The sequence below is a fragment of the Altererythrobacter sp. CAU 1644 genome (genome assembly GCF_029623755.1).
GTDB classification, from domain to species: Bacteria; Pseudomonadota; Alphaproteobacteria; order Sphingomonadales; family Sphingomonadaceae; genus Erythrobacter; species Erythrobacter arenosus.
Genome location: NZ_CP121106.1, coordinates 707458 through 728691 on the forward strand (window position 1 = coordinate 707458; position 21234 = coordinate 728691).

A 21234-nucleotide genomic window follows, 5' to 3' on the forward strand; every position below is an offset into this window, starting at 1 on the left:
GGCTAACGCCTTGGGGGTTCGCGCCGCAGCACCCATCCCGTTTTTTCCGCAGTCGCCAGAATGCCGGCAAGATTTCCGCCACGCCCCGCTTCGAGCGCATCGAGCAATTCGGACAGCGCGCCGCCGCGCGGCTCACCGCCTAGCTCTGCGAATGCGCGCTGCAGCACCATCAGGCGCACCATTCGCGGCGCGGCAGGCCGGTAGACGATCCCGTCCGTCCCCTGCTCGACGCAATTTTCCCATTCATCAGTGGCATACCGCTCCAGCGCCGCCAGCGCATCGGAGAGGTGCGAGGCGCTGCGTGCCAACGCAAGCTGGTCGAGCCAGTCGGCTTCGGCCAGCGCCTTTCGCATGCGCACGCGATCGAATTCGTCGTTCTCGTTGGAGGGGTCGAGAACCGCCGCAATTCCGGCAGCGCTCACCAGTCGCTCCAACTCTGCCTTGCGCCAATCGAGCAGGGGCCGGGCGAGTATGCCTCCATGGCCAGGAATCTCGCCCAGTGCGCGCACGCCTGCGAGCCCGGCCAAACCGCTTCCCCGATTGAGCCGCATCACTAGCGTCTCGGCCTGATCGTCGGCGTGATGGGCCGTCAGCAAGGCATCGAGAGCGTGATCGTCCATCCATCGGCCCAAGGCCGCGTAGCGCGCGGCGCGGGCATTGGCCTGGAGATTGCCCTCAGCGACCTCAACGCGCAGTATTGCGTGCGGGACGCCGATTTCTGCGCAAAGATCCGCAACCATTCGCGCCTCATCCGCGCTTTCGGGGCGCAAGCCGTGATCGACGGTGGCCGCTTCAAGTGATCCCGGACGCGCGGCGTGGGCAAGCAACAGCAGGGCCAAGCTGTCGGGGCCACCCGAGACCGCTACCCCCAGCCGCGCATTCGCAGGGACGAGCCGGTCGAGCCCGCTGCGAAATCGCTCGATCAGTTCGGGATCGATTGTCCTATCAATGGGGCCGGGCCTCTCAGCTGCAATTCACCTTGCGGCGGTTTGCCTCATACTGGTCCTTCAGGCGGCCTGTCGCAAGCGCCGGATAGGTTTCGCCAAACTCCGCCAACGCGATGCAGGCGCGATTGGTGTCTTTCAGCGCGATCATCGATTCCGCCAGGAAGAGCAGGCTGTCGCCAGCACGGCGGCCTTCCTTGTCGGTCTGATAGTTCTTGAGGAACCACGGCGCCGCCTCGCGCGGATTACCATCGTCGAGATAGGCGCGGCCCATCAGGTTGCGGCCATAGGTTGCCATCGGGTGGCCGGGATATTTCTCGAGGAATATCGACAGCTGCTGGCGCGCCTCCGGGTAGAAGCCGGCATCCCACAGGCGGAAGCCATAGGAATACTCATCGTCGCCCGCGTCGTCGGATTGCGGCTTCAGGATCGCCTGCACCGCGGCCAGCCGTTCGGCGCTGGGCCCTGCGGCTTCGGCGGGCTTGGCCGCCGGCCTCGTCGCTGCCGCCGCTGGCGTCGTCGCAACCTGCGAGGCTCCGCCCGTCATCGCACTGAGATTGGACTCGGCGGCGCTCGGCCCGGCAGGCGCAATCGGCTCGGGTGCGGGACCTTCCAGCGCCGCAAGCCGGGTGCCAAGCTGAGAAATCGCATTGGTGTTCTCTTCGGACCGTGCCGTGAGCTGCTGCAGCTGGCCCTCGATCGCGTCGAGCCGCGCAAGGATGTCGGTCACGGCCGTGGTCGACGGAGGCGACGTCGTCGAAGTGGTCGAGGACTGCTGGCCCGCATCGATCTCGGGCTGGAAGAACTTGCCGTCGCCGCCCGGAAACACCTTGCGTTGCAGTGCGCGAACTTCGGCCTCGATCTTGCGCAGCCGAGCCTCGCTCTCGCGGTCCTGCGCCGCAGCCGGGATCGGACTGGTCAGTACCACGCTGGCGGCGAGCGCCGGGGCAAACAGACGGACGATAGGGGATGGCATCTTGCTTACGCTCCTCAAACTTCATCGTTCGGCGACGCAAAACCACGTCCAGCCTTGCAATTGAGCAACTGGACTATGGGTGCGTGGCTGAACGCGGGGCGAATGATTGCCCAAGCGCGCGCTCCAAGTCGAGCGTGCGCCCGGCCTTATCCGCGTAAATTCTAGTTTAGTGCGGTCGGCGAGGGATTGGCCGAAGTCTCGGCCCGCGCCAGCAACGCAGCAGCCGAAACTGGGGCATCACCGATCACCATCGGTTGATCGGCCAGTTTGGGAACCTGCTGACCGCCGATCGTGATGGCGAAGGCATCGGGCCGCCCGGTGTTAATCCGGGGTTCTTGCGCATCGGCCGGAATCTCGAACCGCTCGCCCGAGGCCATCTGCTTTTCGAGCAGCTTGGCGCCGTTGGCGTCGTAGAAGCGGACCCACACCCCGTCCTCGAGCGCGGTGAACACGACCTGCCCGTCGCGCTTGACGACCGACTGTGCCGGCCCCTGGGCAGCGGCAGCGGTCGCGCCAGCCGGACCATTCTCGCCCGCGAGCATCTCGCTCTGAGCGGGCTGGAGCGGATCGGGGCCGGTGCCAGCGGCATAATAGGAGGAATAGAAGGCGATCGCGCCGCCGATCAGCAGAATCGCGGCAATGCCGCCCGCCCAGGCGAGGCCCGCCGACGGAACCTTGGCAGGATCGCCCGGTTCGAAGCTGGAGACGCGGTCGCCGCGATCGAGCCCGCTTTCCATCGACAACTCGCCGCGAACCAAATCCGCGATCTCTCTGTCGTCGAGGCCGACAAGCTTGGCATAGGTCCGCGAAAATCCGATCGCGTAGGTACGCGCCGGCAAGTCAGAGAACCTTCCGCTTTCGATAAGTTCGAGGTGCCTTATGGGAATGCGCGAATCCGAGGCCACCTGGGCCAACGTCAACCCCTGTGCCTCGCGCGCCTTGCGCAACGTATCACCCACGCCGCTACGCTGCTGCGTAGCGGCTTCACCCATATCTTCTTGTTCCATGACCCCGACCTAGCGACCGTTTATTGTTGCGGCGCACAAGATAATGAGCGCCTCTGACTGTCAAGCGGTGCGACTCCGTGGAACCTCCGCAATTCGACGAGCCGCGCCGCACGCGCGGCAGAAATGCGGCGTTAGCGTGAGTTAGTCGAGATCCATGCCGCGTTCGCGCGCCCATGCTTCAAGCTCCGTGCGGATCGAAATGCTCGGATCGAGCAGCCAATCGTTCATCGCTTCCGAAATTTCCTTGAGGTCGACCTTGCGGATCAATTCCTTGATAGGACCGACTGCGGCCGGCGTGATCGAGAAGCGGCGGAAACCTATGCCGAGCAAGGCAAGCGCTTCGAGCCGGCGACCGCCCATCTCGCCGCAAATCCCCAGATCGACGTCCTGCCCGACGGTCGCCTGGCAGATCCGTCGCAGGAAGCGCAGGATCGAATGGCTGAGCCAGTCGTAGCGCTCGGCCAGCTTGGGGTTGGCGCGATCGGCAGCAAACAGGAACTGCGTCAGGTCATTGGTCCCGACCGAGAGAAAGCTGAGCCGGGGGATCAGATCATCTAGCACCTCGGCCAGGGCAGGCACTTCGAGCATGGCGCCGTAATAGATCGCATCCGGCAGCAGCTTTTTCTGCTTCTTGAGGAACTCCAGCTGTTCGACGAACACCAGCTTCGCAGCATCGAACTCCCACGGCTCGGACACCATCGGGAACATGACATAGAGCGGACGTCCCGCCGACGCCTCGAGAAGCGAGCGGGCCTGGGCCTTGAGCAGACCCTCGCGCTCTAGCGCCAGGCGCAGGGCCCGCCAGCCCATTGCCGGGTTCTCGTCGAACTCGGCATTCTCCTCGCGCAGGTAAGGGACGGCCTTGTCGCCCCCGATATCGACCGTTCGGAAGATAACCGGCTTGTCGCCCGCTGCCTCGAGCACATCGCGATAGAGCCGGGTCTGGCGCTCGCGCTGGGGCATGGTGGCCGATACGAGAAACTGGAATTCGGTCCGGAACAGCCCGACCCCGTCGGCCCCTGTCATGGCGAGCGAGCTCATGTCGTCGCGCAGCCCGGCATTCATCATCACCTGGATGCGCGTACCGCAGCGGGTGAAGGGCTCGACATCGCGCAATTCGGCATAGGCGGCCTGTTTCTCGCGCGACTTGGCGAAGCGCGTGTCGAACGCTTCGGCGACTTGCCCCGAAGGGCGCATCGTCGCGGTTGCGCGATCGGCGTCGAGCAGGATCTCGTCGCCCTCGCGCACCATGCCGCGAATGCCGCGCGCCCGGCCCAGCACGGGGACGCCCATCGCCCGCGCGACAATCACCACATGCGCGGTGAGCGAACCTTCCTCCAGGATCACGCCTTTGAGCTTGCGCCGGTCGTATTCGAGCAATTCGGCCGGTCCGAGATTCTTGGCGATGAGGATCGTGTCGCGCCGCAATCCCTGGGTCGCGGCGGTGCCGAGCTGGCCCGAAACGATCCGCAGCAGGCGGTTCGCCAGGTCCTCGAGATCGTGCATCCGATCGGCCAGCAGCGGATCGTCGATTTCACGCATGCGCATTCGAGTGCGTTGCTGGACCCGCTCGATCGCCGCCTCGGCCGTCAGACCGCTGTCGATCGCCTCGTTGATGCGGCGCGACCACCCTTCGTCATAGGCGAACATCTTGTAGGTCTCGAGCACCTCCTCGTGCTCGCCGCCCCCGCCGAACTCGGCCTGGTTCGCCATGTTGTCGATCTGCTCGCGCATCTTGTCGAAGGCGCGGTAGACCCGCTGGCGTTCGGCTTCGATGTCCTCGGCCATGACCTGGACGATCTCGACCCGTGGCTGGTGAAACACGGCGTGCCCGGCGGCCAGCCCCTTGACCAGCGTAAGCCCTTCCACCGTCTGGGTGCCCGACAGCCCCTCGGACAGGCTGCCCGCCTCTTCCTCGTCGATCAGGCCGGCATTGGCGATCAGTTCGCTCAGCACCATCGCGGTGGTCTGCAGCGCCTCGATCTCGATATCCTCGTAGCGGCGCGGCTCGACGTGCTGGACGTTGAGCGCGCCGACCGCGCGCTCGCGATAGACGATCGGCACGCCGGCGAAGGAGTGAAACTTGTCCTCGCCCGTTTCAGGCCGATACTGGAAGTCGGGATGCGCCTTCGCCTCGGCCAGGTTCAACGTCTCGACGTTCTGCGCAATCGTCCCGGTAAGGCCTTCGCCGATCGCCATGCGGGTGACGTGAACGGCGCTCTGGTTGAGGCCGCGCGTAGCGAAAAGTTCCAGCATGCCTTCGCGCAGGAGGTAGATCGAGCAAACCTCGCTATCGAGGCTCTCCCCGATGATCTCGACCACGCGGTCGAGCTTGCCCTGGGCGTGCATGCGCGACGCCATCACTTCGTGCAGGCGGGTGAGAATCTGGCGAGCGGAGGCGGCGGCGGACATCACGTCATTCGCCTATAGCACAGACATGTAAATGCAAAATGGAACTGCATCCGGTGCAGCCCAATAGCGCGGCCGCGAAGGCCGCGCCGCTCAAGCGATAGGGTTCGCCTCGCTCAGGCTTGGGCGAGTTCTTCCTTAATTCGCAGCTTGCGCTTCTTGAGCATTTGAATCATCGCAGCGTCAGGCGCAGGGCGGGCCATTTCCAGGCGAAGCTGAGCTTCGAGGCCGGCATGTTTGGACTGCAGCGCGGTGACGTGGGACGATGCCATAAGCGTTCTCCTTGCGAGGTTGCGACCCCCGAGAAGCGACTCGTCCAACGCGGACGAACCGCGAATTGTCATCAAAACACATCAACCCTATTGAGGTAAAGAGATTTGCAGCTAGTGAATCGACGCCTGCGTTCCATTACGCGGCAAATGGCATAGCGAGGACCACCCGAGGTGAGTGAAGAAGAGCTGCGTAAGCGGTTGGAATTGCTTCGAACAGAGCATCGCGACCTCGACGCCGCAATTGCCGCGCTGACCGAAGCGGGGTCGACCGACCAGCTCCAGATCGCCCGGCTCAAGAAGCGCAAATTGCGACTCAAGGACCAGATTTCGCTGATCGAGGACAGCCTTCTGCCCGATATTATCGCCTAGGCGGCCGGGCGCCGCTGGCGAATTCTGTGCCAGGTCGGGACGACTTTGTTTTAGCGAAGGAAAATATGGTTGCCGTACTGGCGCGGTTCATGTCGCAGGCGTAGCGATTTTACACCGATGTCACATTCGAGCGACCTGTCGCGTCCGATTATCGAGACGCTTTACACCGAAGCGCTGATGCTCGCGGACGAAGTTCGCGCCGTCTTCGCGCTCGGGATGCACGAGGTCGACCCGGAAGCGAGCGATCTGCTGCGCCTCGCGCTCTCGAGCGAAGGGCTCAAGGCGACCACGCGCATGATGCATGTGCTGGCCTGGCTGCTCAACCAGCGGGCCTATTTCTCGGGTGAATTGACCGAGACCCAATTGCGCAAGCACAGCCGCCTGCCGGAAGATCGCCCGTCGCGCGCCGAGGATCTCGCCCTGCTCGAGATCCCGACCCGCGAACTGATCGACGAGACAGTCCGGCTGCACAGCCGGATTGCGCGGCTCGACAAGGCATGGCGCGACGGCTTCGAAGTGCAGCCGACCGTGCGCAAGCTGCACGAGCGGATCGGGCGCGAGATGATGGCGCGCGAAGTGCGCGCCGGGGAACACCGCCTCGGCGGATAGCGCTATGCTGCGCTGAGCGCCTTGCGCCAGCGCGCCAGCCGTTCCTGCCGCACCCCGTCCTCCATGTTCGGAGAGAACCGGCTCAATGTGCCGCGCATCTCCTTGCCTGCAGTTGCGAGATCGGGATGCAGTCCCGCCCCGACCGCCGCCAGCATCGCCGCGCCCAGTGCTGTCGTCTCGACGAACTCGGGGCGCTCGACCGGCAGGTTGAGAACATCGGCGAGGTCTTGCGCCATCCAGTCGTTGGCGCTCATCCCGCCGTCGATCTTGAGCGTTTCCCAGCGGGCGCCGTCGGCGGCAAAGGCTGTCGCCAAATCGTGCGTCTGATGCGCCATTGCCTCCAGCGCCGCGCGCGCGAGTTCCGCCTTGCCGCTGTGGAAGCTTAGCCCGGTGATGACCCCGCGCGCTTCCGCGTTCCAATGCGGCGCCCCTAGCCCTGCAAGCGCCGGGACGATGGTGACGCCGCCGGTGTCTTCGACCGAGCGCGCGAGTTCCTCGGTCTGCGAGGCGACCTCGACGATCCCGAGCGAGTCCCTGAGCCATTGAACAAGGCTGCCCGCGACGAACACCGAGCCTTCGATCGCGTAAGTCCGCGCGCCCGCAAGCTGGTAGAGCACCGTGCCGAGCAGCCGGTTGTCGGAAGTGGGAATTTCGCCGCCCTTGTTGGTAAGGACGAACGCACCGGTGCCGTAAGTCGCCTTGGTCTCGCCCGGCGTAAGGCAGGCCTGGCCGATGGTCGCCGCCTGCTGGTCGCCCGCCATACCGGTGATGGGGATCGCGGCCCCGAGCATGTCCTCCCTCGCCACGCCGAGTTCGCCGGCATTATCGATCACCCGCGGCAGCGCCGCTCGCGGCACGCCGAGCAGTTCGCAAAGCCCATCGTCGAAATCGGCCCCGCCCAGTTCCAGCAGCAAGGTGCGGCTGGCGTTGCTGGCATCAGTGACGTGCGCTCCTGAATCCGGGCCGCCGGTCAGCTTGTAGGTCAGCCAGCTCTCGATCGTTCCGAAGGCCAACGTTCCGGCCTTCGCTGCACTGCGGACGGCAGGTTCGTTGTCGAGCAGCCAGCGCATTTTCGTACCGGAGAAATAGGGGTCGAGAAGCAAGCCGGTGCGGCGCTGGACATCGTCCTCGTGTCCGTCATCCCGCAACTGGGCGCAAAACTCCGCGGTCCGGCGATCCTGCCAAACGATCGCTCGGGCGAGCGGCATACCGGTATTTCTGTCCCAGGCGACCACGGTTTCACGCTGATTGGTGATGCCGATGCAGGCTATCCGGTCGGCGCCCCCGGCTTGCTCGACCACCTCCCGCGCGCAGGCGAGCGTCCGTTCCCAGATCTCGCCGGCGTCGTGTTCGACCCAGCCCGCCTTGGGGTAATGCTGGGTGATTTCCTGCTGCGCACTGCCGTGGAATTTCCCGTCGAGCCCGAACAACATCGCGCGCGTCGAGGTCGTTCCCTCGTCGAGGACCAGGATAAGTTCGGACATTCTCTCTCCTCTTGGCCTGGAAAAGGCGCAGGCGTGACTTCTGCCAGCTTCATCTCCATATGCAAGTCATGGCCCTGCCTCCCGAACCCTGGCCCACCGGCATTGCCGAGCAGCTCGAGCCGCTGGTGCGGCGCGTCCTCGCGCCCAATCCTTCGCCCTATACTTTCACCGGAACGCAAACCTACATCGTCGGGGCGGAGGACAAGGTCGCAGTGATCGATCCCGGACCCGCCGACGAGGCGCACATCGAAGCGATCCTTGCGGCGGTAGGCGATGCCCAAGTCACCGCGATAATGTGTACGCACACCCACCGCGACCATTCGCCCGCCGCCGCGCCACTGGCCGAACGCACCGGCGCGCCGATCGTCGGCTGTGCACCCCTGGTCATCGAGAGCGACCTGCCGCGCTCGGACGAGGCGTTCGATCCGACCTATGCGCCCGATCGCGTGCTCGAGGACGGGGAGGCAATGACCGGGCCCGGCTGGACACTGCGCGCAGTCCATACGCCCGGGCACACCTCGAACCACTTGTGTTTCGCGCTCGAGGAGAGCGGCGCGCTCTTCACCGGCGATCACGTCATGGGCTGGTCCACCAGCGTGGTGATCCCACCCGACGGTGACATGGGCCACTACATGAAGAGCCTCGAACGCCTGCAATCGCGCGGGGACACGGTCTATTATTCCGCCCATGGCGAACCGATCACCAAGCCGCAGCAACTCGTTCGCGGGATGATCGGCCATCGTCGCCAGCGCGAGAACCAGATCCTGCGCTTGCTGGGCGAACGCGCACGACCGATCCCCGATTTCATCCCCGAGATGTACAAGGGGCTCGACCCGCGCCTCAACAAGGCCGCGCAGATGAGCGTCGAAGCGCATTTGATCGATTTGGAACGCCGCGGGCTGGTCGCTCGTTCTGAACATGTATGGAAGACGATCTGAAAACCCGCGAACCGACGGTTCAACCTGAAGTCCATCGTGAACAGTCGCTCGCGCGCGTCCAGGCGGTGCCGTGGCTGATCGTCATCCTGCTGATCGCTGCAACCGCATGGCTGGGCTGGAAGGCCTTCTTCGAACAGGAGGAAGGAGATCCGGTCGGCAGCGCCATGCTGGCCTTTCAGAAGCAGAACTCACTGACCGTTTTCTCGTCGCGGTTCGAAGTGGTCGCCGAAAGCGTCGATACGCGCGGCATCGCCGGGTTTGACCTGCTTAAGTCGCGCCAGGCAGCGATAATTCCCGCGACAGTCGAATACCGGCTCGACCTGGCGAGCATGGATCGCGACCGGTTCGCCTGGGACGAGGCCAGCGACACGCTGCAGGTCACCCTGCCCCCGCTGCGCATTTCGCGCCCCAATCTCGACGAGGCGAAGGCGCGGGTCTTTACCGAAGGCACCTATGTCACGCGCGACGCGAGTGCCGACCTGTCGCGCAACAATTCCAAGATCGCTGAAGAGCGGGCGAGCGCCTTCGCCAAGAACCCGGAGGTGCTGGGCCTGGCGCGGGTGGCGGCCAAGGAGGCGGTGCGCCAGAACCTCGCCATCCCGCTCCAGGTGGCAGGGTTTGACGATGCCAAGGTTGAAGTGATGTTCGAAGGTCAAGCCGCCCCGAACTAGGCGGGTTCTTCCTCGTACTTGCCCGACAAATAGGCGTTTCGCAGTGCGAACTTCTGGATCTTGCCCGATCCGGTCATCGGATATTGCTCGACCCAGATCCAGATGCTCGGGGTCTTTTGCGGCGATAGACGCTCGCGGATGAACGCCCTCAGCTCGGCTTCGTCGGGACGCTCATGCCCTTCGGCCTTCCGCATGAAGCAGGCGACGATCTCGCCCCATTTCTCGTCGGGAATGCCCACCACAGCGACTTCGAACACGGCTGGGTGTTCGAGCATGGCGTTTTCGATTTCGGCCGGAAACAGGTTCTCGCCGCCGCGAATGATCATTTCCTTCACCCGCCCGGTGATCTTCACATAGCCCCGCTCGTCCATCGTGCCGAGATCGCCGGTGTGGAGCCAGCCGTCGGAGTCGATGGTCTGTGCGGTCGCTTCGGCATTGTCGTTGTAGCCGATCATGATGTTGTAACCGCGCGCGCAGATCTCGCCCTGCTCGCCCACTGCGCAAGTCGAATTGTCGTCGACGCTCCGGATCGAAACCTCCAGGTGCGGCATGGGCTGGCCGATCGTCTCGCGGCGGTCTGGATCGCTGTCGGTCAATTGGCCGAGCGTGATTGCGACTGCGCTTTCCGTCTGGCCGTAGATCACGACCAGCGGGGCGCCGAACAGCCTTTCGGCCTTGCGCGCCAGTTCCGGTGCGACCATCGCCGCCCCCGACATCAGCGCACGGACCGAGGAGACGTCGCGCGGATTGCGCTCCAGCTCGTCGACGATCATCGTCAGCATGGTGGGAACGCCACCGGTATATTGCACCTTCTCGCGCTCGATCGTCTCGATCTGCATGGCGGGATCGAAATGCGGCATCGGGATGAAAGTCATGCCCATTCCCAGACAGCCGAACAGGAAGCACGAGGACCCGGCGTGGAACAGGGGCGTGGGGGTCAGATTGGCGTCGCCCGGCTCGCAGCCCCAGCGCCGCATCATGTCGGTGTTGTTCTGCAGCACCGACCAGTGACGGATCTGGACTCCCTTGGGAAATCCGGTCGTGCCCGAGGTATACTGGATCTGGAGCACGCCGTGCGGGTCGAGCTCCGCGAGTTCGCCCGCTTCGTGGCCGGCGAAAAGATCGTTGAGGACCGTGAAATCCATCCTTGTCGCGACCTGCGGCAGATCCGCGCAAGCCTCGGCCACCACCGGCGCCAGCGGTGTCCCGCGGGCCTGGTTGCCGTGGTAGATCGCCACCGCTCCGGACTGTTTGAGCACGTAGCGCAGTTCCTTGGCGATATAGGCGGGATTGACCGTCACCACCGTCAAGCCGGCCAGCGCGGCGCCGAATTGCGTCAGCACCCACTCGGGGCAATTCATCGCATAGATCGCGATCCGCGCGCCGGGCGCATGGCGCGAGGCCAGCGCGCGGCCGAGCTTCTCGCAATCGGCCAGCAGCTCGGTGAAGGACCACTCGCGGCCCATGGTGCCATCGGGACAGAGTTCGCGCAGCGCGAGCTGATCGCCGCGCTCCTGCGCCTGCTGGCGCAGCAAGCCGCCGATGGTCAATTCGCGTAGGGGCGTGCCGGACTGAGCCGCAAAATGCGCTTCGCTCAGTTGAACGTCATACATTACTGCCTCTCCCGCGCGACAGTTTACGCATGTCGTTTCCATACAATAGGACGAGCGCGACAGGGCGATTGACGCTGATTAGGTGCGCAAGTATTTTCGCCGAAAGAGAAAATCCGGTCGCTTGGAACTTTGGGGGGAGGAGACAAGCAGATGGCCACGATGGCTGAGAAACCGCATAGCGCGACCGACGACACGCGCTTTTTCCGCATCATGGCCTGGGTCATGTGCACCATCATAACGGCGGGCTTCGTGGTCAATCTGGCGATGGGCCGTTCGACCTTCGCCGTGCCATGGCAATTCCACGTCCACGGGATGGTGTTCTTCGCCTGGGTCGGAATCTACCTTGCCCAGAACACTTTCATCGCCGGGGGCAATATCGCGCTGCACAAACGGCTTGGCCAGATCGCCTATCTCTGGATTCCGCTGATGGTGGTGATGGGCTTTACGATCATGTTCGTGGTCATGCGCCGGACCGGAGGACCGTTCTTCTTCGACGTCAACGAATTCATGATAAGCAACACATTGCAACTGCTGATCTTTGGCGGGCTGGGCCTCGCCGCCCTGCGCGCGCGGCGCTATTCGGGCTGGCACCGCCGCCTGATGTTTTGCGCCATGGCCATCCTCACCGGACCGGGTCTCGGGCGCCTCCTGCCGATGCCACTGCTAATTCCGCATGCGTGGCGGATCATGGTGCTGGTGACGATACTGTTCCCTGTAATTGGGATGATTGCCGATTACCGCCGGAGCGGCAAGATCCACCCCGCCTGGTTCTGGGGCGTAGGGCTTATCCTTGGTGGACAGATCATTGCCGACCTTATCGCTTACAGCCCGCTCGGAATCTCACTCACCGAACAGGTGATCGCCGGCACGCCAGGAGCCGAACGACCGATGGAGGCCTTCCTGCCGCCCGGCTTCAGCATGTGATCCGGCGCACCGACTGTTTGACGGAACGCACTCGCCTTCCCATGTGTTGGTTCTATAGAGGGGTGCAAATCCCCATAAGCTGACGGGAAAATGTGAATGAGCGTCGAGACCAAAATCCCCACCGGCGAGGACCTGCTCGCCGAGATCGATCGCCTGCGCAAGGAGCGCAACGCGGTGATCCTGGCGCATTACTACCAGACGCCCGATATCCAGGACATCGCCGATTTCGTGGGGGATTCGCTCCAACTCAGCCAGATGGCGGCGGAAACTGACGCCGATGTCATCGCCTTTTGCGGGGTCAAGTTCATGGCCGATACGGCCAAGATCCTCAGCCCTGAAAAGATCGTGGTCCTGCCCGACATGGACGCGGGCTGCTCACTCGAGGATTCGTGCCCACCCGATAAGTTCAAGGCATTCCGCGAGGCGCACCCCGATCACATCGCGCTGACCTACATCAACTGTTCGACCGAGGTGAAAGCGCTCAGCGACGTGATCGTCACCAGTTCGAGCGCGGAAACGATCCTGCAGCAGATCCCCAAGGACCAAAAGATCATCTTCGGCCCCGACCGGCACCTCGGCGGCTATCTCAGCCGCAAATTCGACCGCGAAATGCTGCTGTGGCCCGGCGTGTGCATCGTGCACGAGGCTTTCAGCGAGACCGAGCTGCTCAAGCTCAAGGAACAGTATCCGGGTGCGCCCATCGCGGCGCATCCCGAATGCCCGCCGACCATCGTCGACCATGCCGACTATGTCGGCTCGACCAGCGGCATCCTGCAATTCGCCAAGACTTTCGAAGGCGACACGCTGATCGTCGCGACCGAGCCGCACATCATCCACCAGATGGAAAAGGCGCTGCCGGAGAAGAACTTCATCGGTGCGCCGGGAGCGGACGGCAACTGCAGCTGCAACATCTGCCCCTACATGGCGCTCAACACGATGGAGAAGCTCTACGCCGCGCTGCGCGACCTCGAGCCGCGGATCGAGATCGAGGAGGGACTGCGCCTCAAGGCCAAGCAGAGCCTAGACCGCATGCTGGAGATGGCCAGCGGCACGATTGGCAAGGGCGACCTGGGCAAGGTTTGACTCGCAACCAACCCCGCATCCGCGCGTTTAGCCCTGGATGACCGCTGAAATTAAGTTTCTCTGGGCGCGCCTCAACGCCAACTACTGGTTCTATCCGGCGCTGTTCTCGCTGATAGCGGCGCTCCTCGCCTTCACCATGATCTGGCTCGACCGGTCGGGATCGGCCGAGTGGGTCAACGACGTCGATTGGCTGGTGCCTGCCCGGCCCAAGGGCGCGGCCGACATGCTCACCGTAATGGCCGGCAGCATGATCGGGGTCGCCTCGACCGTGTTCTCGATCACCATCGCAGCGGTCGCCTATGCCAGCGGCAATTACGGCCCGCGCCTGCTCACCAACTTCATGGAGGATCGCGGCAACCAGTTCAGCCTGGCGACCTTCATCGGCAGCTTCGTTTATGCCCTGATCGTGTTGCGCAGCGTGCGTGCCGAGGACGAAACGCCCGCATCAGGCGCCGATGCCGCGGCAACTGCCCTGCCCGGCTTCACGCCCCAGCTTTCACTGCTCGTCGCCTATCTTTTGATGGCGGTGTGCGTGGCGGTGCTGGTGTTTTTCCTCAATCACATCCCCTCCTCGATCCGTATCAACAAGGTGCTCGAAGGTATCGGCGAACGCCTGCTGGGGGCGATCCGCAAAACCTACCCGATTGAGGACCGTTTTTCCGAAGCGCTCGACCAGCCAGGTGGCGAACCGCTCAAAGCCTGGGGTACCGGCTATGTCCAGATGATCGATTTCGAGGACCTCGCGAAGATCGCGCGCGATTGCGGCTGTATCTTCTCGCTCAAGGTGCGGACCGGCGATTTCCTGCACCGGGACCTCACGCTGATGGAAGTCGAAGGGTGCGCGCCTGACACTATCGAAGACCGCGTACGCAAGTGCTTCACGCTCGGCCCGTCGCGCACGCCCGAGCAGGATCCGCAATTCCTGATCGACGAGCTGGTCGAGATCGGCCTGCGCGCCCTGTCCCCCGGCATCAACGATCCCTTCACCGCGATCACCGCCTTGCATTGGCTCGGCGCCGCCACCTCCGAGATCGGCCGCCGCGACCTGCGGAAGGATATCTGCGGGGAAGATGCAGACGATTGCCCGGTGATCCCACTGCCCGACGATTTCCAGCACTATGTCGATCGCGGCTTCGGCTCGATCCGCAGCGCGGTGGCGACGTCACCCATCGCCGCCGAGGTCATGCTCGACACTCTTGCCAATGCCGCCACGCCGATCGGCGACAACCTGCGTCAGGGCATATTGCGGCGCGAGGGCGAGTTGCTGGTGGCGCAGGCACGCACCGTGTTGGTCGGCCCCGACCTTACCCGGTTCGAGGACCATGCGCGCAAGTTCGGACGCGATTTCTGGGACGACGCGTCAGCGCAATGATCTTCCCGGCGGTCAGGCCCTGACGCGCGGCGTCGCAGTGCGCGACACGACCAGCGCGCTGCCGAGCAGCACCATGCCGACGATGTCGAGCGGCACCAGGATCTCGCCGAAGACGAGATAGCCGACCAGCGCCCCGATCGCCGGTTGGGTAAGCAGCGCCATGCCGATCACCAGCGGCGGGAAATGGCGCAGCGAGAACACCATCAATCCCTGGCCGATGAGTTGGCTGGTGACGAACAGGATCAGGATCGGAGTCCAGTCGGTCGGCCAGACCGGTTCCCCCAGCGCGATGGCGAGAGCGAGAATGACAGGGCTGGCGAAGATGCTCACCCAGGTCAGCAGGCTCCACGAGCCGATCCCGCGCCGCGCATCCTGCAAGGTGATGAGATAGACCGCGTAAAGCACGCCAGCCGTTAGGCAGAACAGGTCGCCGACAAGCGAGGCGAAGGAAATTTCGAGGCTGCGCCCCAACAGGATCCCGGCACCCGAAAGCGCAAACAGGATCGCCAGCCATTCCTTGCCCTTGGGCAGCATTCGAGCGACGAAGAAGCCCCAGAACAGCAGGATGATCGATCCGGCATTGCCGAACAGCGTCGCATTGCTGAGCCGCGTGAACCCGATCCCGACATGCCAGCTGGCCAGATCGAGCCCGAACGCCAGCGCTCCGATCGCGACAAACATTAGCGTGCGGCGGGGGATCCCGGTCAGCGCCTGACCTGAGAATCTGGCGAACAGGGCAAGGAACGGTAGCGCCAGGAAAAGCCGCCAGAAGGCCGCAGATACCGGGCCGGTGTCTGCCAGCCGCACGAACCATGGTCCCAGCGCGAGCGCGGCATTGCCTGTCAGGAGCGCCGCGAGCAGCAGCCAGCTCCGCGGCGCAGAAAGATCCGCTTTTTGATCCCCCTCTTTTTCCATGGTTGCGCCCTAGCCACCAAATCCCCAAGTGCGAAGATCAAACGAGGCAACAGGGGAATATTTGCCCATGCATGACACGCTGTTCCAGCCGCTCAAGCTCGGTGCGATCGAGGCGAAGAACCGTATTTTCATGGCACCGCTTACGCGCGGTCGCTCGACCCAGCCGGGATCTATCCCGAACGAGATGATGGCGACCTATTACGGACAGCGTTCCGGTGCCGGCCTGATCATCAGCGAAGCGACCGGGATCAGTGTCGAAGGCTCGGGCTGGTTTGCGGCTCCAGGTGTGTGGAGCGACGCGCAGACTGAAGGCTGGAAGCTCACGACCGAAGCCGTGCACGAGGCTGGCGGCAAGATCGTACTGCAATTGTGGCACATGGGCCGGCTGGTCCATCCGGACTTCCTGGGCGGCGAACCGCCCGTATCGGCCAGCGCCACCAAGGCACCCGATCATGCCCACACTCCGAATGGCCGCAAGCCGCACGAACCGGCGCGTGGACTGGACAAGGACGAGATTCCGCGCGTGGTCGAAGACTATCGCCGCGCTGCCGAGAACGCGAAGAAGGCGGGCTTCGACGGCGTCCAGTTGCACGGCGCGAATGGCTATCTGGTCGACCAGTTCCTGCGCGACAGCACCAATCTGCGCGATGACGAATATGGCGGAAGCCCCGAAAACCGGACCCGCTTCATGCGCGAAGTGCTCGAAGCGCTGATCGATGTGTGGGGCGCGGATCGCGTCGGCATCCGCCTGTCGCCCAATGGCGAAACGCAGGGGTGCGATGACAGCGACCCGGCCGCGACCTTCGGTGCCGCCGCGCGCGTGATCGAGGAACTCGGCCTCGGTTTCCTCGAACTGCGCGAGGCCGGTCCCGATGGCACATTTGGTGCGACCGATGTGCCCAAGCAAAGCCCGATGATCCGTCAGATCTACTCGGGCCCGCTGATCCTGAATTCGGACTATGATGCCGCCACGGCGGTTGCCGATATCGAGGCCGGGCGCTGCGATGCAGTCAGCTTCGGTCGCCCCTATATCTCGAACCCCGACCTGGCCGAACGCATCCGCGTTGGGGCGGGATGGGCGCCGAACACCAACATACCCAAAAGCTGGTACCTGCCGGGTCCGGCAGGCTACATCGATTATCCGACCATGGAGGAAGAGAAGGCCGCCTGAGCCGAACCGGGGATTAGCCCTCGTCGGCTGGTGCCTCGGCGTCAGGATCCGATTCGGCGTCCTCGGCTGGCGCGTCCTCGGCCGCGTCAGTATCCTCGCCCTCGCTGGCAGGCGCGGCATCGCCTCCGGCGGCAAGCTCCTGTTTGAGCGGAGGCGATTGCGACTTGAGCTTGTCGAGCGGCAGCATGTCGTCGCTGATCGCGCCGCCGAGGATCTCGCCCTCGGCTTCCTTCGCGTCGCCGGATTCGCGCGCCACATCGGCTTCGCTTCCGCAGGCGGCCAGCAGCAGTGCCAACGACAGGCCGCCAACGGCGACAGGATTCATCCGCAAGTTCCCTTCTCCTTCGCGAGCATGGCGAAAAAATCATCGGCCTTGCCGATCAGCGCCTCGTCCCATTGTTCGGGCGAAATGTCGAGGCCCAGCTTGGCGAGGCTGGTAATGCCGAATTCCTCGATCCCGCAAGGCACGATGCCCCCGAAATGGGAGAGATCGGGCGCGAGGTTTACCGAGAAACCATGCATCGTCACCCAGCGGCGTACACGAACCCCGATTGCGCCTATCTTAGCCTCACTACCGTCTACATCCTTGCACCAGATGCCTACCCGACCATCGGCTGCCCAGCTCTCGACGCCGAAGTCGGCGAGCGTGGCGATCACCCATTGCTCGATCGAATGGACGAAGCAGCGCACGTCCTTGCCGCGCCGGTTGAGGTCGAGCAGCACATAGCCGACCCGCTGTCCGGGTCCGTGATAGGTGTAGCGACCGCCGCGCCCCGCCTCGATCACCTCGAACCGCGGGTCGAGCAACTCGTCCGACGCCGCGCTGGTTCCCGCGGTGTAGACCGGCGGATGTTCGAGCAGCCAGATCAGTTCGCGTTCGTCTCCCGCAGAGATGGCCGCATTGCGCCGCTCCATCTCGGCCAGGGCATCGCGATAACCGACGCGATTGTATTCGCGCCTCCATTCGATCTCAGTTGTGGCTTCGCCTGACATGGCGATTGCGTGGGGACAATGAACGCGCTTATCAAGAGGCATAATCGAATTGCCGGTAGGACGGGGGACGCGAATGGCTTTCAACATGAATGCGACATGGTCGAAGGCGACTTCGCTCGTCGGCGCGAATTTCAGCCTGCTGGCGGTGGTCGCAGGTGTTTTCCTGTTCCTGCCTGCCGTCGTGATCTACCTCGCGGTGCCCGATATGGCGGCCTTCATGGATCCCACAGCCGATCCGGAAAAGATGGCTGCCATGATGGAAGGGATGATGGGCAAGATATTCGGCTGGTCCGCGCTCGCCATGATCTTCCAGTTTGTCGGCTATCTCGCGATGGTCGCCCTGATGGGCAAGGCGCGCCCGACCGTGGGGGAGGCCTTGGCGCAGGGTGCAAAATCGCTCCCAACCATGATCGGCACCCTGATCCTGTTCATGATTGCCTATGCCATCCTGGCATTGGTCATCGCCGTCCCGCTGGCATTGCTGGGGACGCTGATCGGGCCGCTCGGTGCGGTGCTGACGATGATTGGTGTTCTCTTCGTGGCGCTCTTTCTCATGACACGTTTCTGCGTCGTGATGCCGGTCGTCATGCTCGAAGACACGCTCAATCCGATTACGGCGATGAAGCGGTCGTGGCAGATCACCCACCCCAGCCAGTGGTCGATCCTCGGGTTCTGGGCACTCTTGATCGTGGCCTATTTCGTGATCGCGATGCTGGTCTTCGGCGTGATGAGCCTGATGGGCGCGATGGCCGCGACTTCGACCGGATCGCTGCTCGTCATGGGCATCGTGAACGGGATCGTCGGCGGCCTGGTCGCCATGCTGGTCTCGGGGATCGTGGTCGCGATGCACCAGCAATTGGCGGGCGACAATCCCGCCAATTTGAGCGAGACCTTCGAATAGGGCGTCAGGCTGCGACCGGCTCGCCTTCGTCAGCCGTCTTCCATCCCCAGAAGAGCTTGCAGGGCAGTATGTTGAGCCACTCGAACCCGGCATCGATCCGGGCGAAATGCGGGCGCATGTACTCGCGGCAAGCCGCAGTGAACTGATAGACGAGGAAGGCTCCGCCGGGGCGCAGGACCCGGTGAGTTGCGGCGGCGATCGCGGGGGCAACGCCGGCGGGCAGCGTAGAGAAAGGCAAGCCCGACAGCACGTAATCGGCGTGATCGAAACCGTGATCGCGCACGATCTGTTCGACGTCCGCAGCCGAGCCGAGCACCGCTCGGAACCGCTTGTCGCGGATCGTCTTCTGCAAATACTCGATATAGATCGGGTTGGTGTCGATCACGATCAGCATTCCATCGCCGCGCAGCTTTTCCAGCACGGGGCGGCAGAAGGTGCCGATGCCTGGGCCATATTCCACGAACAGGCGGCAACTGCCCCAGTCGACCGGCGCCAGCATGCTGCGCACGGTGAAGCGCGAGGACGGAATGATCGAGCCGACCATGCGCGGGTGTTCGAGGAACCCGCGGAAGAAGACCGAACATTGAGCCCCGTAGAGTGCCAGCCGATCGCGTAATCCGCCGCGCGACCCGAGGGCGATTCCGTCTGATTCCATGGGTTTGACTGTCTCCGATTGATCGGTGGCGCAGGCTCTGCGCGCAATTGGCGCACCTCGCAGATGCGGCCCCGCATTGCAAGCGCGCTCGCGCTGGCCTAGCGGCAGGAAGGTCATGTCGGAAGCCGATCCGAATTCGCCTTTGCCCACGCCTCTCGTACACGCGCCCCGCCGCGCGATCTCGCGCGGGCGCATGGTATTGCTGTTTCTCGTCATGCTCGTCACGGCAGCCGGCAACACCGCCATGCAGTCGGTCATGCCCTCGATCGGCACCGAGTTGGGGGTCGCGGACGTCTGGATCAGCCTCGCCTATACCTGGTCGGCGCTGCTGTGGGTCATCTGCGCACCGATCTGGGCGAGGCGGTCGGATCGGAGGGGCCGCAAGTCGATGATGGCGGTGGGACTGGTCGGCTTCATCGCGTCGATGACCCTGTGCGGGTTGGTGCTTTGGTTCGGACTGCACGGGCTGATTTCCGCTGCCGCGACATTGCTGTTCTTCGCCGCGGCCCGCAGTCTCTATGGTGGTTTCGGTTCTGCCGCGCCGCCGGCGGTCCAGGCCTATGTCGCCAGCCGCACACCGCGCAGCGAGCGCACCCAGGCGCTGGCATTGATCGCATCGAGCTTTGGCCTCGGCACTGTGATTGGCCCGGCGCTTGCTCCGCTGCTGATATTCCCGGCGACTGGGCTGGTCGGGCCTTTCTTCGCCTTCGCGATGATCGCGGTGATCGTTCTCGTGGCCTTGCGCTTTCGTCTGCCGGACGACGACCCAAGCTTCGCCGCGCGTGGCGATGTCGTCGCGGCGCCCTTCAGCGCCAGTTCGAACTCGCGCATGCGCCGGGACGAAGACGATGAGGAAGTGGATCCGCGTGAGGGCCTGCAGGGCGGCATGTCGGCTCCCGCCGATCACATACCCGACCTCAGCTGGCGCGACCGGCGACTGCGTCCATGGCTGGTCGCCGGCCTGTTGGGCGGCCATGCCCAAGCCGCGATGCTCGGCATAATCGGCTTCTTCATTCTCGATCGGCTTGGGCTAAGGGGCGATCCAAGTGCGGGGACCGGCCCAATCGGCATCGTGCTGATGTCGGGGGCCATTGCCACCCTGCTGGCGCAGTGGGGCCTTATTCCCATGCTCAAGCTCGGCCCACGATCTTCGACCATGTGGGGCGTTGCCCTTGCTGCGCTGGGCACTGTCACCTTCGCCGTGGCTCGCGACCTGCACGCAATTGCGGTGGGCTTCGCCATCGCCTCGCTCGGCTTCGGCCTCTACCGTCCTGGCTTCACGGCGGGTTCGTCCTTGGCGGTCACGCGCGTGGAGCAGGGCCAAGTCGGCGGGATCGTCGCCTCTGTCAATGGCGCGGCCTATGTCGTGGCGCCAGCAATCGGGGTCTGGCTCTACGGCCACCACGAGGTGATCGGTTTCGCCACAATCGTGGCGCTGTGCCTCGCCGTATTCGTTCTCGGCTGGAAGCAGCTGACGCCCGACGAGGAACTCACGCGCGAGCGGCGCTAGCCCGTTGCGTCAGAGGATTTCGAGCACCTTGTCCTGCGGTCGGCAGAGCCGCACGCCCTTGTCGGTTTCCACCAACGGTCGTTCGATCAGGATCGGGTCGGCCGCCATCGCAGCGATCACCGTGTCCGCATCGGCGTCCGGCAATCCGCGCTCGACCGCATCTGTGCCGCGCGTGCGCAGGCCCTGTTGCGGCGTAATCGCCGCATCACGGTAGAGCTGCTCGAGTTTCTCACGGCTTGGCGGGTCCTGGAGATATTCGATGACGCTGACTTCGACCGAGGAGAGGTTCTCGAGGATGGCGAGCGTCTTGCGCGAGGTTCCACATTTGGGATTGTGCCAGATAGTCGCTTTCACTCTCGAATCTCCTGCAGTTTGATCCGGCCTGCATAATCGCCTGCCTTGGCTGCGCGACTAGCAA

General features: G+C 64.0%; 22 protein-coding genes. 10 read left to right on the top strand and 12 right to left on the bottom strand.

Translation table 11 applies throughout. The features are described from left to right. Window positions 1–2: 2 nt before the first annotated feature. The 5 genes from tilS to P7228_RS03570 all read right to left on the bottom strand — a co-directional run bounded on the left by tilS (window position 3) and on the right by P7228_RS03570 (window position 5608). Complete coding sequence (gene tilS / locus P7228_RS03550; protein WP_347402853.1) at window positions 3–839, bottom strand: tRNA lysidine(34) synthetase TilS; 837 nt, start codon at window positions 837–839, stop codon at window positions 3–5. Window positions 840–963: 124 nt separating this feature from the next. After that, window positions 964–1920: a tetratricopeptide repeat protein gene (locus tag P7228_RS03555; RefSeq protein ID WP_278016844.1), complete on the bottom strand. Its 957-nt coding sequence runs from the start codon at window positions 1918–1920 to the stop codon at window positions 964–966. A gap of 161 nt (window positions 1921–2081) precedes the next feature. Beyond that, a complete protein-coding gene (locus P7228_RS03560; protein ID WP_278016845.1) occupies window positions 2082–2927 on the bottom strand; it encodes a helix-turn-helix domain-containing protein in 846 nt (281 codons plus the stop codon). Between the two features lie 141 nt (window positions 2928–3068). Next, the gene (gene ptsP / locus P7228_RS03565) at window positions 3069–5339 is read right to left on the bottom strand and encodes a phosphoenolpyruvate--protein phosphotransferase (protein WP_278016846.1); all 2271 of its coding nucleotides are present in this window, start codon (window positions 5337–5339) and stop codon (window positions 3069–3071) included. Between the two features lie 113 nt (window positions 5340–5452). After that, window positions 5453–5608 (bottom strand): YdcH family protein, encoded by a 156-nt coding sequence (locus P7228_RS03570; RefSeq protein WP_278016847.1) that lies wholly within the window; start codon window positions 5606–5608, stop codon window positions 5453–5455. A 171-nt stretch (window positions 5609–5779) separates the two neighbouring features. Between P7228_RS03570 and P7228_RS03575 the strand changes: the two genes are divergently transcribed. Both P7228_RS03575 and P7228_RS03580 read left to right on the top strand, forming a co-directional pair. After that, complete coding sequence (locus P7228_RS03575) at window positions 5780–5977, top strand: YdcH family protein (protein WP_278016848.1); 198 nt, start codon at window positions 5780–5782, stop codon at window positions 5975–5977. 117 nt (window positions 5978–6094) lie between these two features. Continuing rightward, window positions 6095–6586 (top strand): DUF1465 family protein, encoded by a 492-nt coding sequence (locus tag P7228_RS03580; protein WP_278016849.1) that lies wholly within the window; start codon window positions 6095–6097, stop codon window positions 6584–6586. A gap of 2 nt (window positions 6587–6588) precedes the next feature. Here the strand turns inward: P7228_RS03580 and glpK are convergent, their stop codons facing one another. Further along, the gene (gene glpK / locus P7228_RS03585) at window positions 6589–8070 is read right to left on the bottom strand and encodes a glycerol kinase GlpK (protein ID WP_278016850.1); all 1482 of its coding nucleotides are present in this window, start codon (window positions 8068–8070) and stop codon (window positions 6589–6591) included. 68 nt (window positions 8071–8138) lie between these two features. Between glpK and P7228_RS03590 the strand changes: the two genes are divergently transcribed. Together P7228_RS03590 and P7228_RS03595 are read left to right on the top strand one after the other, a co-directional pair. Further along, window positions 8139–9008 carry an MBL fold metallo-hydrolase gene (locus tag P7228_RS03590; protein WP_430732497.1) on the top strand — a complete coding sequence of 290 codons (870 nt, stop codon included), beginning with the start codon at window positions 8139–8141 and terminating at the stop codon, window positions 9006–9008. Beyond that, window positions 8993–9679, top strand: coding sequence for a DUF4230 domain-containing protein (locus P7228_RS03595; protein ID WP_278016852.1), 687 nt, complete (start codon window positions 8993–8995; stop codon window positions 9677–9679). Before P7228_RS03590 ends, P7228_RS03595 begins: the two co-directional genes overlap by 16 nt. Here P7228_RS03595 and P7228_RS03600 read toward each other — a convergent pair. After that, entirely contained in the window at window positions 9676–11292 is a 1617-nt protein-coding gene (locus P7228_RS03600) for a class I adenylate-forming enzyme family protein (protein ID WP_278016853.1), read from the bottom strand. The two genes, P7228_RS03595 and P7228_RS03600, sit on opposite strands and share 4 nt — an antisense overlap. Before the next feature lie 150 nt (window positions 11293–11442). On the opposite strand from P7228_RS03600, the gene P7228_RS03605 reads away from it, so the two are divergent. The 3 genes from P7228_RS03605 to P7228_RS03615 all read left to right on the top strand — a co-directional run bounded on the left by P7228_RS03605 (window position 11443) and on the right by P7228_RS03615 (window position 14671). Continuing rightward, a complete protein-coding gene (locus P7228_RS03605) occupies window positions 11443–12216 on the top strand; it encodes a hypothetical protein (protein WP_278016854.1) in 774 nt (257 codons plus the stop codon). Between the two features lie 96 nt (window positions 12217–12312). Then, entirely contained in the window at window positions 12313–13299 is a 987-nt protein-coding gene (gene nadA / locus P7228_RS03610) for a quinolinate synthase NadA (RefSeq protein WP_278016855.1), read from the top strand. Between the two features lie 37 nt (window positions 13300–13336). After that, a complete protein-coding gene (locus P7228_RS03615) occupies window positions 13337–14671 on the top strand; it encodes a DUF2254 domain-containing protein (RefSeq protein ID WP_278016856.1) in 1335 nt (444 codons plus the stop codon). Window positions 14672–14683: 12 nt separating this feature from the next. Here P7228_RS03615 and P7228_RS03620 read toward each other — a convergent pair whose 3' ends face one another. Beyond that, complete coding sequence (locus P7228_RS03620) at window positions 14684–15586, bottom strand: DMT family transporter (RefSeq protein ID WP_278016857.1); 903 nt, start codon at window positions 15584–15586, stop codon at window positions 14684–14686. A 67-nt stretch (window positions 15587–15653) separates the two neighbouring features. Between P7228_RS03620 and P7228_RS03625 the strand changes: the two genes are divergently transcribed. Further along, window positions 15654–16757 carry an alkene reductase gene (locus P7228_RS03625; RefSeq protein ID WP_278016858.1) on the top strand — a complete coding sequence of 368 codons (1104 nt, stop codon included), beginning with the start codon at window positions 15654–15656 and terminating at the stop codon, window positions 16755–16757. 13 nt (window positions 16758–16770) lie between these two features. Here the strand turns inward: P7228_RS03625 and P7228_RS03630 are convergent, their stop codons facing one another. Together P7228_RS03630 and lipB are read right to left on the bottom strand one after the other, a co-directional pair. Continuing rightward, the gene (locus P7228_RS03630; RefSeq protein WP_278016859.1) at window positions 16771–17082 is read right to left on the bottom strand and encodes a hypothetical protein; all 312 of its coding nucleotides are present in this window, start codon (window positions 17080–17082) and stop codon (window positions 16771–16773) included. Continuing rightward, window positions 17079–17750, bottom strand: coding sequence for a lipoyl(octanoyl) transferase LipB (lipB, locus tag P7228_RS03635; protein WP_278016860.1), 672 nt, complete (start codon window positions 17748–17750; stop codon window positions 17079–17081). The genes P7228_RS03630 and lipB overlap by 4 nt, the downstream gene beginning before the upstream one ends. A 73-nt stretch (window positions 17751–17823) precedes the next feature. Here lipB and P7228_RS03640 point away from each other — a divergent pair, with 73 nt between their 5' ends. Continuing rightward, complete coding sequence (locus P7228_RS03640) at window positions 17824–18651, top strand: glycerophosphoryl diester phosphodiesterase membrane domain-containing protein (protein ID WP_278016861.1); 828 nt, start codon at window positions 17824–17826, stop codon at window positions 18649–18651. 4 nt (window positions 18652–18655) lie between these two features. Here the strand turns inward: P7228_RS03640 and P7228_RS03645 are convergent, their stop codons facing one another. Then, window positions 18656–19306, bottom strand: coding sequence for a class I SAM-dependent methyltransferase (locus tag P7228_RS03645; protein WP_278016862.1), 651 nt, complete (start codon window positions 19304–19306; stop codon window positions 18656–18658). 115 nt (window positions 19307–19421) lie between these two features. On the opposite strand from P7228_RS03645, the gene P7228_RS03650 reads away from it, so the two are divergent. Next, window positions 19422–20816 carry an MFS transporter gene (locus P7228_RS03650; protein ID WP_278016863.1) on the top strand — a complete coding sequence of 465 codons (1395 nt, stop codon included), beginning with the start codon at window positions 19422–19424 and terminating at the stop codon, window positions 20814–20816. Between the two features lie 9 nt (window positions 20817–20825). Here the strand turns inward: P7228_RS03650 and P7228_RS03655 are convergent, their stop codons facing one another. After that, a complete protein-coding gene (locus tag P7228_RS03655; protein WP_278016864.1) occupies window positions 20826–21170 on the bottom strand; it encodes an arsenate reductase family protein in 345 nt (114 codons plus the stop codon). Between the last annotated feature and the right edge of the window lie 64 nt (window positions 21171–21234).